The organism is Cohnella faecalis (assembly GCF_003570905.1).
Lineage (GTDB): Bacteria > Bacillota > Bacilli > Paenibacillales > Paenibacillaceae > Cohnella > Cohnella faecalis.
This window is the reverse complement of the sequence record NZ_QXJM01000040.1, coordinates 36201-52086: the sequence shown is the minus strand read 5'-3', so window position 1 is coordinate 52086 and position 15886 is coordinate 36201. Positions and strand designations below refer to the sequence as shown.

Annotated in this window: 10 protein-coding genes, 8 tRNA genes and 3 rRNA genes; 19 read left to right on the top strand and 2 right to left on the bottom strand. The window is 53.3% G+C overall.

Going from position 1 to position 15886, the window contains the following annotated elements; translation table 11 throughout:
- The first annotated feature begins 2 nt into the window (after positions 1 to 2).
- The 18 genes from D3H35_RS21655 to D3H35_RS21570 all read left to right on the top strand — a co-directional run bounded on the left by D3H35_RS21655 (position 3) and on the right by D3H35_RS21570 (position 11737).
- On the top strand, positions 3 to 314 hold the full coding sequence (locus D3H35_RS21655; RefSeq protein WP_119151307.1) for a YbaB/EbfC family nucleoid-associated protein: 312 nt from the start codon (positions 3 to 5) through the stop codon (positions 312 to 314).
- 46 nt (positions 315 to 360) lie between these two features.
- Positions 361 to 960: a recombination mediator RecR gene (gene recR / locus D3H35_RS21650; RefSeq protein ID WP_119151306.1), complete on the top strand. Its 600-nt coding sequence runs from the start codon at positions 361 to 363 to the stop codon at positions 958 to 960.
- 132 nt (positions 961 to 1092) lie between these two features.
- Positions 1093 to 1353, top strand: coding sequence for a DUF2508 family protein (locus tag D3H35_RS21645; protein ID WP_119151305.1), 261 nt, complete (start codon positions 1093 to 1095; stop codon positions 1351 to 1353).
- Positions 1350 to 1616 (top strand): pro-sigmaK processing inhibitor BofA family protein, encoded by a 267-nt coding sequence (locus tag D3H35_RS21640; protein WP_119151304.1) that lies wholly within the window; start codon positions 1350 to 1352, stop codon positions 1614 to 1616. The genes D3H35_RS21645 and D3H35_RS21640 overlap by 4 nt, the downstream gene beginning before the upstream one ends.
- 396 nt (positions 1617 to 2012) lie before the next feature.
- Positions 2013 to 3564: ribosomal RNA gene (locus tag D3H35_RS21635) — 16S ribosomal RNA — on the top strand.
- A 103-nt stretch (positions 3565 to 3667) separates the two neighbouring features.
- A 5S ribosomal RNA gene (gene rrf, locus D3H35_RS21630) occupies positions 3668 to 3784 on the top strand.
- Between the two features lie 66 nt (positions 3785 to 3850).
- Positions 3851 to 3927: transfer RNA gene (locus D3H35_RS21625), tRNA-Ile, on the top strand.
- Positions 3928 to 3943: 16 nt separating this feature from the next.
- Positions 3944 to 4019: transfer RNA gene (locus tag D3H35_RS21620), tRNA-Ala, on the top strand.
- A gap of 164 nt (positions 4020 to 4183) precedes the next feature.
- Positions 4184 to 7112, top strand: a 23S ribosomal RNA gene (locus D3H35_RS21615).
- Together the 16S, 23S and 5S rRNA genes with 8 tRNA genes alongside form the textbook arrangement of a ribosomal RNA operon.
- A 153-nt stretch (positions 7113 to 7265) precedes the next feature.
- Positions 7266 to 7342: transfer RNA gene (locus tag D3H35_RS21610), tRNA-Met, on the top strand.
- Between the two features lie 19 nt (positions 7343 to 7361).
- Positions 7362 to 7437, top strand: a tRNA-Val gene (locus D3H35_RS21605).
- A 13-nt stretch (positions 7438 to 7450) separates the two neighbouring features.
- Positions 7451 to 7527, top strand: a tRNA-Asp gene (locus D3H35_RS21600).
- An 18-nt stretch (positions 7528 to 7545) separates the two neighbouring features.
- Positions 7546 to 7621: transfer RNA gene (locus tag D3H35_RS21595), tRNA-Phe, on the top strand.
- Between the two features lie 56 nt (positions 7622 to 7677).
- Positions 7678 to 7761: transfer RNA gene (locus tag D3H35_RS21590), tRNA-Tyr, on the top strand.
- A gap of 6 nt (positions 7762 to 7767) precedes the next feature.
- Positions 7768 to 7843, top strand: a tRNA-Lys gene (locus D3H35_RS21585).
- A gap of 539 nt (positions 7844 to 8382) precedes the next feature.
- The gene (locus D3H35_RS21580; RefSeq protein ID WP_119151303.1) at positions 8383 to 9330 is read left to right on the top strand and encodes an MraY family glycosyltransferase; all 948 of its coding nucleotides are present in this window, start codon (positions 8383 to 8385) and stop codon (positions 9328 to 9330) included.
- A gap of 106 nt (positions 9331 to 9436) precedes the next feature.
- Positions 9437 to 10525 (top strand): PucR family transcriptional regulator, encoded by a 1089-nt coding sequence (locus D3H35_RS21575; protein ID WP_119151302.1) that lies wholly within the window; start codon positions 9437 to 9439, stop codon positions 10523 to 10525.
- Between the two features lie 90 nt (positions 10526 to 10615).
- The gene (locus D3H35_RS21570) at positions 10616 to 11737 is read left to right on the top strand and encodes an ABC transporter ATP-binding protein (RefSeq protein ID WP_119151301.1); all 1122 of its coding nucleotides are present in this window, start codon (positions 10616 to 10618) and stop codon (positions 11735 to 11737) included.
- 168 nt (positions 11738 to 11905) lie between these two features.
- On the opposite strand, the gene D3H35_RS21565 is transcribed toward D3H35_RS21570, so the two are convergent.
- Both D3H35_RS21565 and D3H35_RS21560 read right to left on the bottom strand, forming a co-directional pair.
- The gene (locus D3H35_RS21565; RefSeq protein WP_119151300.1) at positions 11906 to 12289 is read right to left on the bottom strand and encodes a hypothetical protein; all 384 of its coding nucleotides are present in this window, start codon (positions 12287 to 12289) and stop codon (positions 11906 to 11908) included.
- Positions 12283 to 13605: an FAD-dependent oxidoreductase gene (locus tag D3H35_RS21560; RefSeq protein WP_158594218.1), complete on the bottom strand. Its 1323-nt coding sequence runs from the start codon at positions 13603 to 13605 to the stop codon at positions 12283 to 12285. The genes D3H35_RS21565 and D3H35_RS21560 overlap by 7 nt, the downstream gene beginning before the upstream one ends.
- A gap of 347 nt (positions 13606 to 13952) precedes the next feature.
- Here D3H35_RS21560 and D3H35_RS21555 point away from each other — a divergent pair, with 347 nt between their 5' ends.
- Positions 13953 to 15869 (top strand): LTA synthase family protein, encoded by a 1917-nt coding sequence (locus D3H35_RS21555; protein ID WP_119151298.1) that lies wholly within the window; start codon positions 13953 to 13955, stop codon positions 15867 to 15869.
- The last annotated feature ends 17 nt before the right edge of the window (positions 15870 to 15886 follow it).

Here is a 15886-nt window from a genome sequence, read left to right as displayed (position 1 = left end):
CAATGAACAACATGAATCAAATGATGAAGCAAGTGAAGAAGATGCAGGAGCAAATGCTCAAAGCCCAAGAAGAGCTGGGCGGCAAAACGATCGAAGGAACGGCTGGCGGCGGGGTCGTTACCGTCACGGTCAATGGACATAAGAAAGTATTGAACATCGTCATTAAGCCGGAAGCCGTCGATCCCGAGGATGTCGAGATGCTGCAAGACCTCGTTCTTACGGCTGTTAACGATGCTATTTCGAAAGCCGATGAGCTCGCGAACGCGGACATGGGCAAATATACGGGCGGAATGAAAATTCCCGGTTTGTTCTAACTAGCACGAGCTAGAGGCGAACACGGATCAGAGGAGAATAAAGCCATTGTTCTATCCAGAACCGATCGCCAAGCTGATTGACGCGTTCTCCCGATTGCCGGGCATCGGCCCCAAGACGGCCGCCCGGCTCGCTTTCTTCGTGCTGCGCATGAAGGAGGAGGAAGTGATCGATTTTGCCAAAGCGCTCGTAAGCGTAAAACGCAACCTGACCTATTGTTCGGTGTGCTGCAACATTACAGATGCCGACCCTTGCCGAATCTGTTCCGATAAGACGCGCGACGCCTCTGTTATTTGCGTCGTCCAAGAGCCGAAGGATCTCGTCGCGATGGAACGGACGAAGGAATTCAACGGATATTACCACGTCCTGCACGGAGCGATCTCGCCGATGGAAGGCGTCGGACCGGACGATATTCGGGTAGCTGAGCTTGTGCGTCGATTAAGCGACGAGCGGGTGCAGGAGCTTATCTTGGCGACTAACCCGAATATCGAGGGGGAAGCGACAGCCATGTACTTGTCCAGACTCGTGAAGCCGTTCGGCATCCGGGTAACTCGTATCGCATCCGGGCTTCCGGTCGGAGGAGACCTGGAGTACGCTGACGAGGTGACCTTGTCCAAGGCATTGGAAGGACGACGCGAGCTCGGCTAGTGCGGCAGCGCCATAGAGAAGACGAAAAGGACGCCTTAGGGGTCCTTTTTGTTCTATTTAAGCTCCTCCATGTGTACATATGAAGTAGGTTGTCCTTCAAGGGCGCCGTGCTCGTACACGGGAGGGATCAACATGAGATGGGCAAAAAAGAGCGTGTGGACGTTGGTGCAGTCGGAAGAGCGACAGCAATTGACGGAGGATGTGCGGGAGGCCGAACGGGAATGGGAGTTGGCGAGATGGCGGTTTGAGGACGCACTCGGCCATGACAGCGTCGATTATGCAATCTATACGCTGGAGGCGGCGGAAAAGAAGCTGGACATGCTGCTCAGAAAAGCGAAGGTTGAATGGGTTGCCGAGGTGAGCGGAGTAAAAAGTCGAGGTAAACGGGCATGAAAACGATGTGGATGATTCTCTTGATCGTATCGGCCAGTTTATTGGGCATCGTGCTCATTCGGCAGAGGCTTCCGCTGGGCTGGCTCACTCGCTTTGGCGCGCACCTGGTTTTATCGGCGTTAGTCATTTACGCATTGAATTTCTCGGGGTGGATAACCGGCTGGTATGTTCCTCTCAATCCGGCTACGATTGGAGCGGTCACGCTGCTAGGCTTGCCTGGCATCGGTCTTGTTCTCGGACTCCAATATACGCTGCTGGCATAAGCCGCTTGCGGATGCAGGCGGCTTCCAATTCGTCGGATCAATCGGCTGAAACAATTGTTGAGCAAAAAAGGTTGACGGAGCTTGTTCGGGTATGATACATTATTACTCGCGCCTCACACCGAGGACGCCGTCGAACGAAGCGGACGAGCAGGTCGGCAAGAAATGAAAAAAATACCTGTTGCAATCGCCTAGCAAGATGTGATACATTAATCAAGTCGCTGTTACGGCGGCAGGCAACAAAAAGCGAGGCTGAGAAGCCAAGCGATTGCTCCTTGAAAACTGAACATCGAGCGTAATACGGATCCCTGAAGACGAGGCTTAGGCCGAGTCGGAAGGACCAAAAAGTAAGACCAGCTTTGAAAGAGCCATCGAGGTTCTTCAATAAAGTGTAACACTTTAATGGAGAGTTTGATCCTGGCTCAGGACGAACGCTGGCGGCGTGCCTAATACATGCAAGTCGAGCGGATCTTTGAGGGAGCTTGCTCCCGATAAGGTTAGCGGCGGACGGGTGAGTAACACGTAGGCAACCTGCCCTAAGACTGGGATAACATTCGGAAACGAATGCTAAGACCGGATACGCAAGCCTGTCGCATGACGGGCTTGGGAAACACGGAGCAATCTGTGGTTTAGGGATGGGCCTGCGGCGCATTAGCTAGTTGGTGGGGTAATGGCTCACCAAGGCGACGATGCGTAGCCGACCTGAGAGGGTGAACGGCCACACTGGGACTGAGACACGGCCCAGACTCCTACGGGAGGCAGCAGTAGGGAATCTTCCACAATGGGCGCAAGCCTGATGGAGCAACGCCGCGTGAGTGAGGAAGGCTTTCGGGTCGTAAAGCTCTGTTGCCAGGGAAGAATAAGGGTGTGTTAACTGCACATTCGATGACGGTACCTGAGAAGAAAGCCCCGGCTAACTACGTGCCAGCAGCCGCGGTAATACGTAGGGGGCAAGCGTTGTCCGGAATTATTGGGCGTAAAGCGCGCGCAGGCGGTCTTTTAAGTCTGGTGTCTAAGTGCGGGGCTCAACCCCGTGATGCACTGGAAACTGGGAGACTTGAGTGCAGAAGAGGAGAGCGGAATTCCACGTGTAGCGGTGAAATGCGTAGAGATGTGGAGGAACACCAGTGGCGAAGGCGGCTCTCTGGACTGTAACTGACGCTGAGGCGCGAAAGCGTGGGGAGCAAACAGGATTAGATACCCTGGTAGTCCACGCCGTAAACGATGAGTGCTAGGTGTTGGGGGGTCCACCCCTCGGTGCCGAAGTTAACACATTAAGCACTCCGCCTGGGGAGTACGGTCGCAAGACTGAAACTCAAAGGAATTGACGGGGACCCGCACAAGCAGTGGAGTATGTGGTTTAATTCGAAGCAACGCGAAGAACCTTACCAGGTCTTGACATCCCTCTGACCGGTACAGAGATGTGCCTTTCCTTCGGGACAGAGGAGACAGGTGGTGCATGGTTGTCGTCAGCTCGTGTCGTGAGATGTTGGGTTAAGTCCCGCAACGAGCGCAACCCTTGAACTTAGTTGCCAGCACGTTAAGGTGGGCACTCTAGGTTGACTGCCGGTGACAAACCGGAGGAAGGCGGGGATGACGTCAAATCATCATGCCCCTTATGACCTGGGCTACACACGTACTACAATGGCCGGTACAACGGGCTGCGAAGGAGCGATCCGGAGCCAATCCCAGCAAAGCCGGTCTCAGTTCGGATTGTAGGCTGCAACTCGCCTGCATGAAGTCGGAATTGCTAGTAATCGCGGATCAGCATGCCGCGGTGAATACGTTCCCGGGTCTTGTACACACCGCCCGTCACACCACGAGAGTTTACAACACCCGAAGTCGGTGGGGTAACCCGCAAGGGAGCCAGCCGCCGAAGGTGGGGTAGATGATTGGGGTGAAGTCGTAACAAGGTAGCCGTATCGGAAGGTGCGGCTGGATCACCTCCTTTCTAAGGAGCCCGCAAGGGCTAACAAAGTCCACAGCTCGCGTCAGCGAGGTGGTAATCCGTATTGCGCTCGAGTTCAGTTTTGAAAGAGCAATCTTTCAGCCGGTTTGGTGGCAACGGCGGAGGGGTTCCACGCGTACCCATCCCGAACACGACCGTTAAGCCCTCCAGCGCCGATGGTACTTGGACCGCAGGGTCCTGGGAGAGTAGGACGTCGCCAAGCCGGGCTTTACCATTCGCATTTATGCGTATGGGCGTAAGCCTAGCCGACTAAAGGCAGGCAATATATTGGCCTTTAGCTCAGCTGGTTAGAGCGCACCCCTGATAAGGGTGAGGTCGGTGGTTCGAGTCCACTAAGGCCAACCATCTTCATACTTCCCATGGGGACTTAGCTCAGCTGGGAGAGCACCTGCCTTGCACGCAGGGGGTCAGCGGTTCGATCCCGCTAGTCTCCACCAGATCCACTTCTACGGATTGGTTTGTACCTTGAAAACCGGATAGCGAAAACGAAATGCGCGAAAGACATCATTCGCCTTACTTGCTGTTGGTTTGCAACGGAAGTTGTGAATCAAGAAGTTGACGACTGAGCATTAGCCTTTGGCTAACGCTAACAGTTGCAACAGGTTAAGCTAATAAGGGCGCACGGAGGATGCCTAGGCGCCAGGAGCCGAAGAAGGACGCGACGAACAGCGATATGCCTCGGGGAGCCGTAAGTGGGCTTTGATCCGGGGATTTCCGAATGGGGAAACCCAGCTGCGGTAATGCGCAGTTACCCTTGACTGAATACATAGGTCATTGGAGGCATACCCGGGGAACTGAAACATCTAAGTACCCGGAGGAGAAGAAAACAAGAGTGATTCCGTCAGTAGCGGCGAGCGAAAGCGGATTAGCCCAAACCTGAGAGCTTGCTCTCAGGGGTTGTGGGACGTCTCACATGGAGTTACAAAGGAGCAGGGTAGACGAAGAGGACTGGAAAGTCCCGTCAAAGAAGGTAACAACCCTGTAGTCGAAAGTCTGCTCCCTCCGAGACGGATCCCGAGTACCGCGGGACACGAGAAACCCCGTGGGAATCCGGCAGGACCATCTGCCAAGGCTAAATACTCCCTGGCGACCGATAGTGAACCAGTACCGTGAGGGAAAGGTGAAAAGCACCGCGGGAGCGGAGTGAAAAAGAACCTGAAACCGTGCGCTTACAAGAAGTCAGAGCCCGATCTAGGGGTGATGGCGTGCCTTTTGTAGAATGAACCGGCGAGTTACGTTCACGTGCAAGGTTAAGCTGAAGAGGCGGAGCCGAAGGGAAACCAAGTCTGAATAGGGCGAATAAGTACGTGGTCGTAGACCCGAAACCGTGTGATCTACCCCTGTGCAGGGTGAAGGTGCGGTAACACGCACTGGAGGCCCGAACTCGTGAGCGTTGAAAAGCTCTGGGATGACGTGGGGGTAGGGGAGAAATTCCAATCGAACTCGGAGATAGCTGGTTCTCCCCGAAATAGCTTTAGGGCTAGCCTCGAGGTTAAGCATCATGGAGGTAGAGCACTGATTGGGTGCGGGGCCCGCCAAGGGTTACCAAGTCCAGTCAAACTCCGAATGCCATGTATGTATACTCGGGAGTCAGACGGCGAGTGCTAAGATCCGTCGTCAAGAGGGAAAGAGCCCAGATCATCAGCTAAGGTCCCCAAGTGTGTGTTAAGTGGGAAAGGATGTGGAGTTGCGAAGACAACCAGGATGTTGGCTTAGAAGCAGCCACCATTTAAAGAGTGCGTAATAGCTCACTGGTCGAGTGACTCTGCGCCGAAAATGTAACGGGGCTAAACACACCACCGAAGCTATGGCATGCATACTTAGTATGCTTGGGTAGGGGAGCGTTGTATGCGGGTTGAAGTCAGACCGTAAGGACTGGTGGACTGCATAGAAGTGAGAATGCCGGTATGAGTAACGAAAAGATCAGTGAGAATCTGATCCGCCGAAAGCCTAAGGGTTCCTGGGGAAGGTTCGTCCGCCCAGGGTAAGTCGGGACCTAAGGCGAGGCCGAAAGGCGTAGTCGAAGGACAACAGGTTGAAATTCCTGTACCACCGTAAATCGTTACGAGCGATGGGGGGACGCAGGAGGGCAAGGACGCGAGCGGATGGAAGAGCTCGTCCAAGCAGCAAGAGGGTAGCATAGGCAAATCCGTGCTACGTAACCTCAAGCTGTGATGGGGAGGGAAAATTGCAGTACCGAAGGTCCCGTGCTCACGCTGCCAAGAAAAGCCTCTAGCCAGATGAAGGTGCCCGTACCGTAAACCGACACAGGTGGGCGAGATGAATAGTCTAAGGCGCGCGGAAGAACTCTCGTTAAGGAACTCGGCAAAATGACCCCGTAACTTCGGGAGAAGGGGTGCCCGGTAGTGTGAATAGCACGAGGGGGCCGCAGTGAAGAGGCCCAAGCGACTGTTTAGCAAAAACACAGGTCTGTGCGAAGCCGTAAGGCGAAGTATACGGGCTGACGCCTGCCCGGTGCTGGAAGGTTAAGGGGAGCGGTTAGGGGTAACCCGAAGCTGTGAACCGAAGCCCCAGTAAACGGCGGCCGTAACTATAACGGTCCTAAGGTAGCGAAATTCCTTGTCAGGTAAATTCTGACCCGCACGAATGGCGTAACGATCTTGGGCGCTGTCTCAACGAGAGATCCGGTGAAATTTTAGTACCTGTGAAGATGCAGGTTACCCGCGACGTGACGGAAAGACCCCATGGAGCTTTACTGGAGCTTGATATTGAACTTTGGTACGGTCTGTACAGGATAGGTGGGAGCCTTGGAAGCCTGAGCGCCAGCTTAGGTGGAGGCGCCGTTGGGATACCACCCTGATCGTATCGGAGTTCTAACCTGCCACCCTTATCGGGTGGAGGGACCGTGTCAGGCGGCCAGTTTGACTGGGGCGGTCGCCTCCTAAAGAGTAACGGAGGCGCCCCAAGGTTCCCTCAGCGCGGTTGGAAATCGCGCGAAGAGTGCAAAGGCATAAGGGAGCTTGACTGCGAGACCTACAAGTCGAGCAGGGACGAAAGTCGGGCTTAGTGATCCGGTGGTACCGAATGGAAGGGCCATCGCTCAACGGATAAAAGCTACCCTGGGGATAACAGGCTTATCTCCCCCAAGAGTCCACATCGACGGGGAGGTTTGGCACCTCGATGTCGGCTCATCGCATCCTGGGGCTGAAGTAGGTCCCAAGGGTTGGGCTGTTCGCCCATTAAAGCGGTACGCGAGCTGGGTTCAGAACGTCGTGAGACAGTTCGGTCCCTATCTGTCGCGGGCGTAGGAAATTTGAGAGGGGCTGTCCTTAGTACGAGAGGACCGGGATGGACGCGCCGCTGGTGTACCAGTTGTTCCGCCAGGAGCATCGCTGGGTAGCCAAGCGCGGGAGGGATAAGCGCTGAAAGCATCTAAGCGCGAAGCCCGCCTCAAGATGAGATTTCCCAGTATGTAAGACCCCTGGAAGAACACCAGGTTGATAGGCTCGGGGTGGAAGCGCGGCAACGTGTGCAGCTGACGAGTACTAATCGGTCGAGGGCTTATCCTACAAACACAGGTAAGACGATGTTTTCTCGCTCATTTCGTTTTCGCATCCGGTTTTCAGGGCGCAAGCTCTGAATTGATTGCTATCCCGCATTATAACGCTTCGCGTTGTTATGTGAGGACAAGCGGTTTGCGACAAATTTGTCGCGCGATATGTGGCGGCGTAGCTCAGCTGGCTAGAGCGTTCGGTTCATACCCGAAAGGTCGGGGGTTCGATCCCCTCTGCCGCTACCAACATTTCTCTTCAACTCATGGAGGCTTAGCTCAGCTGGGAGAGCATCTGCCTTACAAGCAGAGGGTCGGGGGTTCGATCCCCTCAGCCTCCACCATGATTTATATCGCGGAGCTGTGGTGTAGTGGCCTAACATGCCTGCCTGTCACGCAGGAGATCGCGGGTTCGAATCCCGTCAGCTCCGCCACTTTTCACAATTGAATATGGCTCGATAGCTCAGCTGGTAGAGCAGAGGACTGAAAATCCTCGTGTCGGCGGTTCGATTCCGTCTCGAGCCACCATTGTATTTTTCCGAATAGGGACGGCAAAAGCCGGGTACCCTAACGGAATATGTCGTGGAGGATTAGCGAAGTGGCCAAACGCGGGAGACTGTAAATCTCTTCCTTCGGGTTCGGTGGTTCAAATCCATCATCCTCCACCAGTTTTTGAGTCATTAGCTCAGTTGGTAGAGCACCTGACTTTTAATCAGGGTGTCGTAGGTTCGAATCCTACATGACTCACCACCACCACAACCAAGCAGACGCGCAAGCGTCTGTTTTTTTGCATTCAAACTTGGTTAAACGGACGAATGGAGTGCGAAGAACACGAATAACCCAACAGAGGTTGGTTAAACGGACGAATGGAGTGCGAAGAACACGAATAACCCAACAGAGGTTGGTTAAACGGACGAATGGAGTGCGAGGAACACGAATAACCCAACAGAGGTTGGTTAAACGGACGAATGGAATGCGAGGAACACGAATAACCCAACAGAGGTTGGTTAAACGGACGAATGGATTGCGAGGAACACGAATAACCCAACAGAGGTTGGTTAAACGGACGAATGGAGTGCGAGGAACACGAATATCCCAACCAAGGTTGGTTAAACGGACGAATGGATTGCGAGGAACACGAGTAACCCGACGAAAGCTGGCTAAATGGACGTATGATGTGAGGAGAGTGCGAGTAACCCAACGATCGCAGGTTAAACAAGCGAACAGGCGCATTTTCTTGCATCCGTTAGGGAACGGCTAAAGTATACCGGCCCGATCGGAGGATTTTCATGATCTACTTGTATGCGCTAGTGTTCGCTTTCACCCTTGTGATTGTCCTTGTGCCTATTGTTCGCGTTGCTGCGCTAAGATTCGGATTCGTGGACAAGCCGTCCCGTCGCAAAATCCACTCGGAGCCGATCCCCTTGTCCGGCGGAGTGGCGCTGTTCGCTGGGGTTATGGTAACCTCCTTCGTGTTCATGGGAGATATCCCCTTGTTTCGGACGCTCTTGATCGGCGGAGCGCTTCTCGTTCTGATTGGCCTCGTGGATGACGGCTTCAAATCCCGGGCGCTTGAATTTCCGGTATGGCCGCGTCTGATTGTCTATATTGGCGTAGCTCTAATCCCTTGGTGGCAGGGCATTACCATTCAAGGAGTGTCTTCACCCTCATCCTCCTCCATGATTTTGTTCTCCCCCGCATGGGCTGCGTTTTTTACGGCGCTCTGGGTATTCGCTTTAATTAACATGATGAATTTCATCGATGGCATCGACGGCTTGGCTTCCGGCGTAAGCGTCATCTCCTCGATGACGTTGTTCGCCGCTTCATTGCTCGGCAACCAGTCGTTAACTGCCTTAGTGACGGTTGCGCTCGCCGGCTCCTGTCTGGCTTTTCTTGCGTATAACTTCCATCCTGCGAGAATATTCATGGGAGATGCCGGGGCGACCTTCCTCGGTTTCACGCTTGCCGTTACTTCCGTCGAAGGAACGTTGAAAGGAGCTACCTTCCTTTCGTTGTTCGTGCCTATGCTGGCGCTGGGAGTACCGATCATGGATACGGCTATCGTCTTTACCCGTCGTCTGCTTGAAGGCAAAGGGCTGCATCGCGCGGACAATCTGCACACCCATCACAGTCTTATGAAATGGGGGCTGACTCAAGTCCAGACGGTTTCTTTTCTTTATCTGGTTGCCGCTGTCTTTTCGCTGCTCTCGATCGTAATACTGTTGGCTCTTAGGTGAACCGATAATAACGAGGCAAATAAGAACTATGGTACAATAGACCTGACTACAGACGGACGATTCGTGAACTAGCGTCACATCCGTTCCGCCAGCAAGGGGCTGTGCCATGAATAAGGCGAGACTGGATCAGTTGTCGGAACTGCTCGGCGCGCCCGTCGCAACGAGAACGATTACGAACGCGGAATGGGAAAAGGATGGCGGTTCCAAGCGTCTCGAAGTTGGAAGCGTATGTACCTTAAAGCAAGGGGCCCGTCTGGTTATACGCCTGGAAGGCTCTGAAATACAGGTGCTTGAGACGACGGCCAAGCTTACTCCGTTGGAGCGCGAATTGCTTGGCTGGGCGCTTAAGCAAGGAGTGAAGCCCGGTTCCGCAGGCTCGAATCTGGAGCGTCAGTCCAAGCGTCTGGGCGAATGGATCGGTCAATGCATCTCCTCCGGAGAATGGCGGACGGAAGTGCCCGATCGCATGGAGCTCTATAACCGTTTGTTCGATGGAATGATTCCTTTTCTTCTCTACTGCGAGCAGTTGGAGGACAAAGAGCCTTCTTACGCGGAGCTGGAGAAAACGATTCGTTCGTTCATCGAGGACGATACGCTGCTCATTCCGCTCCGCGAGCATGAATGGTTAGTTTTAGGCTCGGATAGGCTGCTGGCGGAAGTGGAGACATTAGACGACGATAGTGCCATAGACGAGGAAATCAAAGAGACGCTGTCCTCTCTTGCCTCGGGACTTCATCAGTTGGTGACGGGGGAATGGGGCGGGGATTGTCATGTGGCGGTCGCTCTGCCGATCGTTCCTTCGGAAAGCGTCGTGTATACGGTCGCCAATCTCAGGGAAACGATCTATTTGGGGCGGAAGTTCCATATGGGAATGCAGGTGCATTTGCCATGGCTGGTTCATCTGGAAAAGCTGCTGAACAGCATTCCTGAGCCGGTTCGCGCCAAGTTCGTGGAGGAGATGCTGGGCCGCTCGGATATGTTTACGGATGTGGAGACGGTGGCGACGCTTGACGTGTTCTTCTCGATGGATTGCAATGTCAGCGAAACGGCCAAAAAGCTGTTTATTCATCGGAATACGCTGCTGTACCGTTTAGACAAGCTGAAACAGGAGTCCGGGCTCGACGTGAGGTCTTTCAACGACGCCGTTATGATGAGGATTCTGTTGCTATTGTACAAAGTTACGAAAAGGAAATGAATTTTTTGTACGCTTTGTGCATAGTCATTTTGCCCGGTCGTGAGGTAAGATAATGCTGTACCTTCAAACGATGTTTAGGGGGAAATATTAATGGCAGGCGTACGTTTAGAGCATGTATTCAAAAAATATCCGGGTACCGACAAAGCTTCGGTAACCGACTTCAATCTTGACATTCAAGACAAAGAGTTTCTGGTCCTTGTTGGACCTTCCGGTTGCGGTAAATCGACGACGCTGCGTATGATCGCCGGTCTCGAAGAAATTTCCGAAGGCAAGCTGTACATTGGCGACCGCGTCGTGAACGACGTAGCTCCGAAAGATCGCGACATCGCGATGGTATTCCAATCCTACGCTCTTTATCCTCATATGAACGTGTACCAAAACATGGCGTTCGGTCTGAAATTGCGTAAATTTCGCAAAGACGAAATCGACCGTCGCGTACGCGAAGCGGCTCGCACGCTGGAAATCGAGCACTTGCTCGAGCGTAAACCGAAAGCTCTGTCCGGCGGTCAACGTCAACGTGTTGCTTTGGGCCGCGCAATCGTGCGTGAACCGCAAGTCTTCTTGATGGACGAACCGCTTTCCAACTTGGATGCCAAGCTTCGTACGCAAATGCGGGCTAACATCTCCAAATTGATGAAACGTCTGGAAACGACTTGCATCTACGTAACCCATGACCAGACGGAAGCTATGACGATGGGCGATCGTATCGTCGTTATGAAGGACGGCTTCATTCAACAAGCCGCTACGCCTGAAGTTCTGTACAACCACCCGGTTAACCTGTTTGTTGCAGGCTTCATCGGCGCTCCTGCGATGAACTTCATCACGGGTCAAGTAGCTGAAGAAGGCGGTGCCGTTCGCTTCCGCGCAACGGGCGTTAACGTTGAAATTCCAGAGGGCAAAGCGAAAGTACTTCGCTCCAAAGGCTACGTTGGCAAAGAGTTGATTCTCGGTATTCGTCCGGAAGATATCCATGAAGAGCCTGTGTTCATCGAAGCTTCCCCGAACAGCGTAATCAACGCCAGCATCGAAGTATCCGAGAACCTCGGTCACGAGATGTTCCTGTACCTGACAGGTCTGGGCAAAGACAGCGTCATCGCTCGCGTTGACGGCCGTTCCGGACTGCAAGAAGGTCAGAACGTGAAGCTGGCGATCGACATGAACAAAATTCATGTCTTCGACAAAGACAGCGAACTGAACATTTTCGAAGCTTAATTTCTCTCGAATCATACACGAACCGCCCGGCCAATCGGCCGGGCGGTTTTTTGTCATGCGGCGGCGAGCAGGGAAGCGGCTTATGCCGCGCGCGTTGGGTTGGATAAGGAATACCCGTCAAAAGGGCTTGAAGCCGTCTGACGGGTATTGGGGCGTTTTACGCGTATTTTAATGCTGGATGACGAATTTGGACAGCAGACCGGCAGCGATGGCATAACCTTCGGCTTTGGTCAAAGTCCGCTCTTTGGCGATCTTGTCATGAGTAGTCTTGTCGATGAGCTTCAGTCTAAGCGCCGAATCCCAGTCGTTGGCGCCGCTCTTCTCGTTGGAGAAGGCGGTAATCAAATATTTCGCCGCTTGATCGCGAGTAAGGAGCGTATCGTTGGACTTGACGTAAAGGCTGCGAATGCTGTTTTCGTTTTTGTTCAATGCCTCGGGGTTAATTCGTTTCATTCCTCCCGCAATGACGTTGGCAAGATGGTTCGTCTTGAGCGGGTCTCCGACTTTAAGGTCATTGGAGTAGGATGCCGGCGTCAGGCCGTAGTTTACCAAGAACGTAACTGCATTATCGTACCATTCCCTTGGTAAGGGTATTTCGAATTGAAATGTTTTACTAGAGCGCCTTGCTTCTCCAACGTCGTACGAAGCGTCTCGACCAGCTTTTCGTCCGCGGAGAACTTGTGAAAATTAACGTTGCTCTTAATGGACTGCGCGGCAGCTGCTCCCGCGGCTTCCCCGGTGGTCATCCCGGTAGGGACGACGCGCGCGCTTCCGGCTGCGATAGAGGAATAGCCTGCGGCGCGGCCGACAACGAGCATGTTCGTTAATTTTTGCGGAATGAGCGAGCGGAGCGGAATGGCGTACGTCTTCGGATTGGAGACGACCGTCCCGAGATCTTTAAGCGACGTGCCTTGAATATCGACAGGGTAACCGCCGTGCCCGATGCTGTCCCAATGATCCTGGTTGCGCCAGACATCCGACATCGGCAGCTGGTACAGCGCCTTAAGGTGGCGCGTCTCGCGAACGTAAAGCTCGGTTGCGTCGCTGGCGACCGTCGCCTTCTCGAACCCGGCCATTTCTTTGCGCAAGTATTCGACAATGTGGTCGGTTTCGCGCCGGCCTACTTCCAAAGCCGTTTTCTTCTCATTCTCGTTCAGGCCGTTGACGCCGAATATTTGGAGCGCGTTGATATAGAAATGATCGCCGTCCGATTGGCGAATTCGGACGAGATTCAGTCCGCGCAAGCGGGTGTTGTTCTCGACCGGTTTGTACAGAGTGAACAGCTCGGCGAAGCCCCACGCAGTCGTATCATTGAAATCGACCTTGCCGAACTTCCAGCCGCTTGCTTTGGACGCTTTCTTCAGCTTTGCCCAATCGATCCCCTTCAAGTGAATGACGGGGGTTACGGACATAAGCCTGCTTTTGTCGAAGATGTCTTCTCCTCCGATGAAGAACGGAGCTCCGCTCATGGCGGCGAAGTCCGCATCAATCGTGGCGTCGATGAATCGTTTGCCGGAGACGGAGAACTCGCCGTTCTTGTTGCGCAGCTTAACTCCCTCAACGGTGCTGCCGTCTGCTCCGAGCTGGGCCGATACGAGCTGAGTGCTAAGCGACAGCGTCAGATTCTTCTCGTCGGCAACCATCTTATAGAAGGCGGCTTTGCCCAGCTCGATGTCGAAGGCGCTGTCTCCTCCGACTAGTTTGTGCCATTCGGTGAACAGCCCTTTGTTGATGGACTTGCCGTCCGAGCCGTGCTTAATATCGAGGAAGTTGAGCATTCCGAACGTAAGCAGCCCGCCCAAGCCGTTGCGTTTTTCGACGAGCAGAGTTTTGGCGCCGTTGCGAGCGCTGGAGACGGCTGCAGCCACCCCTCCGCTTCGCCTCCAATGACGATGACGTCGTAAGCGGCGGCGAATTTTGGCGGGTTAGCCGGCGGTTGGTATTTTTCGATGAATTTGTTTTTGTTCGCCTGAGAATTATTGGATGATGCCGCGTTGCAGCCGGTGACGACCGTTGCCAAGAGAATGACGATATAAGTCCAGACTGTGACATGTTTTTTCATTTTCAGCAAGATGAGGGCCCCATTCCTTTGTCCGTAGAAATCATGATTATTATACATGCTGCGATTTGTTAACGTAACGTTAAGATTGTGTAAAATGTCACGTTTTGCTATGATGATGTCGCTGTAAGCTATACGAAGGTGAGGGGACAGAGGTTGCAATTGCTGGATGGGTCGGAATGGAAAAAGCGCATTTTGCAAATCGTTCGCATTCCGCTTGATGTTGTCGAATACGGGTGTTTTTTGTTTTTTATTATGCTCAAGCTCTATTTGTTCGACAAATATTTAGGTCTCGTATTTACTTCCAATCGGATGATCGTCATTACCTTCGGCTCGATTATGGTCGTCTCGTTCTGGACGCTGCTGCTGCCGCGGTTTTCCCGCTGGGTTGCGCTGTGGATCCTTAACCTTGTGCTTTCGGCCATCATTTTTTCGGACTTGGTGTATTACCGCTATTTCAGCGATTTCATTACGATACCGGTGCTGCAGCAGGCCGGTCAGGTCGGTGCGCTCGGGGGAAGCATAGAGAACCTGATCGCATGGAAGGACATCGTCTTTTTCCTGGACATCCTGATCACGATTCCGCTGTTTTTCGTACGCAGATGGTTCCGGAGATGGCCGGTCGGGATGTGGAAGCGAATTCCGTTGACGGTGCTCGCCGCAGCCATCGCTTATGGAGCGGTGTACTATCCGATTACAGACTATACGTCCAAAAATGGCAAAACGCTGTTCCTCAACAACTGGTGGAACATGTCCATATTCAATGTAACGGGACTGCTTGGCTTCCATGCTTACGATATTAAGCGTTATATGGACGAGAATGTGTTCAGTTCGAACAAAGTGACTGCCGAGCAAGAGGCATCCATTAAAGCCTGGTTCGACGATCACCAGAAGAAGCTTGCCGCAGGCTCGCCGTCAACCGGTGCGGCCAAAGGCAAGAACGTCATCGTCATACAGCTGGAATCGTTCCAGAACTTCGTTATCGGCAAGTCGGTGAACGGGCAAGAAATTACGCCGAACTTGAACAAGCTGCGCGAAGAGATGATGTACTACAGCAATTTCTATACGCAAGTCGGTCAAGGAAGGACGTCCGACGCCGAGTTCCTGACGAACAATTCGCTTTACCCGCTGCCTTCCGGCTCGGTATACGTGAGATACCCACAGCACAAGTACGATTCGCTGCCTAGACTTCTGAAGGAGCAAGGTTATGCTTCTTATGCATTCCACGCGTTCGAGAAAAGCTTCTGGAACCGTCAAGCGATGTATTCCGGCAACTACGGTCTGGACAAGTTCTATGGGATGGAGGATCTGAAGCCGGGCGAAATCGTCGGTTGGGCGCTTGGGGACAAGCAGTTCTTCGACCAAGGAATCGATGCGATGAAAGCCGGCAAGCAGCCTTTTTATAGCTTTATGGTGGCTTTGTCCAGCCATCACCCTTACACGAACATTCCGGCCAAGTATAAGACGATCGATGTAACTCCTTATAAAGGGAACATACTTGGCGATTATTTGTACGCGGTTCACTATGTCGACTATGCGGTCGGCGAGTTGGTCTCTCGCTTGAAGCAGGAGGGGCTGTGGGACGATACGATTCTCGTCATGTACGGCGACCACGATAACGGAATCAAGCCGGACGAGGACATCGCGAAGTTCATCGGCGAAACGTATGACGATTTGACGCTCGATCAGATAAAGAACGAAGTGCCGCTGTTCCTGCATGTGCCTGGTGTTGACGCCAAAGGCGAAATGCAGCAGACCGCAGGCATGATCGACCTGGAGCCGACGATTCTGAACTTGCTCGGCATTGATACAAGCGGCTTGTACTTGATGGGCAACGACATGATGACGATGCAAAATCATTTGGTCGTGTTCCGTTACGGCTCGTTCACGGACGGAAAAGTGTATTTCAAAGCTTCGAAGGACGGCGACTTCAACAAAGGGGTCTGTTACGATCTTGGCACCCGGGCTCCTGTGGACTTGGAGCCGTGCCGGGCGGGAGCCCAGGAAGCGAGCAAGCAGCTCGGCAACTCCGATAAGCTTATTTACAACGATTTGATCCGCGAGTTCCGCTAGTCGGGAATAGGGATGCG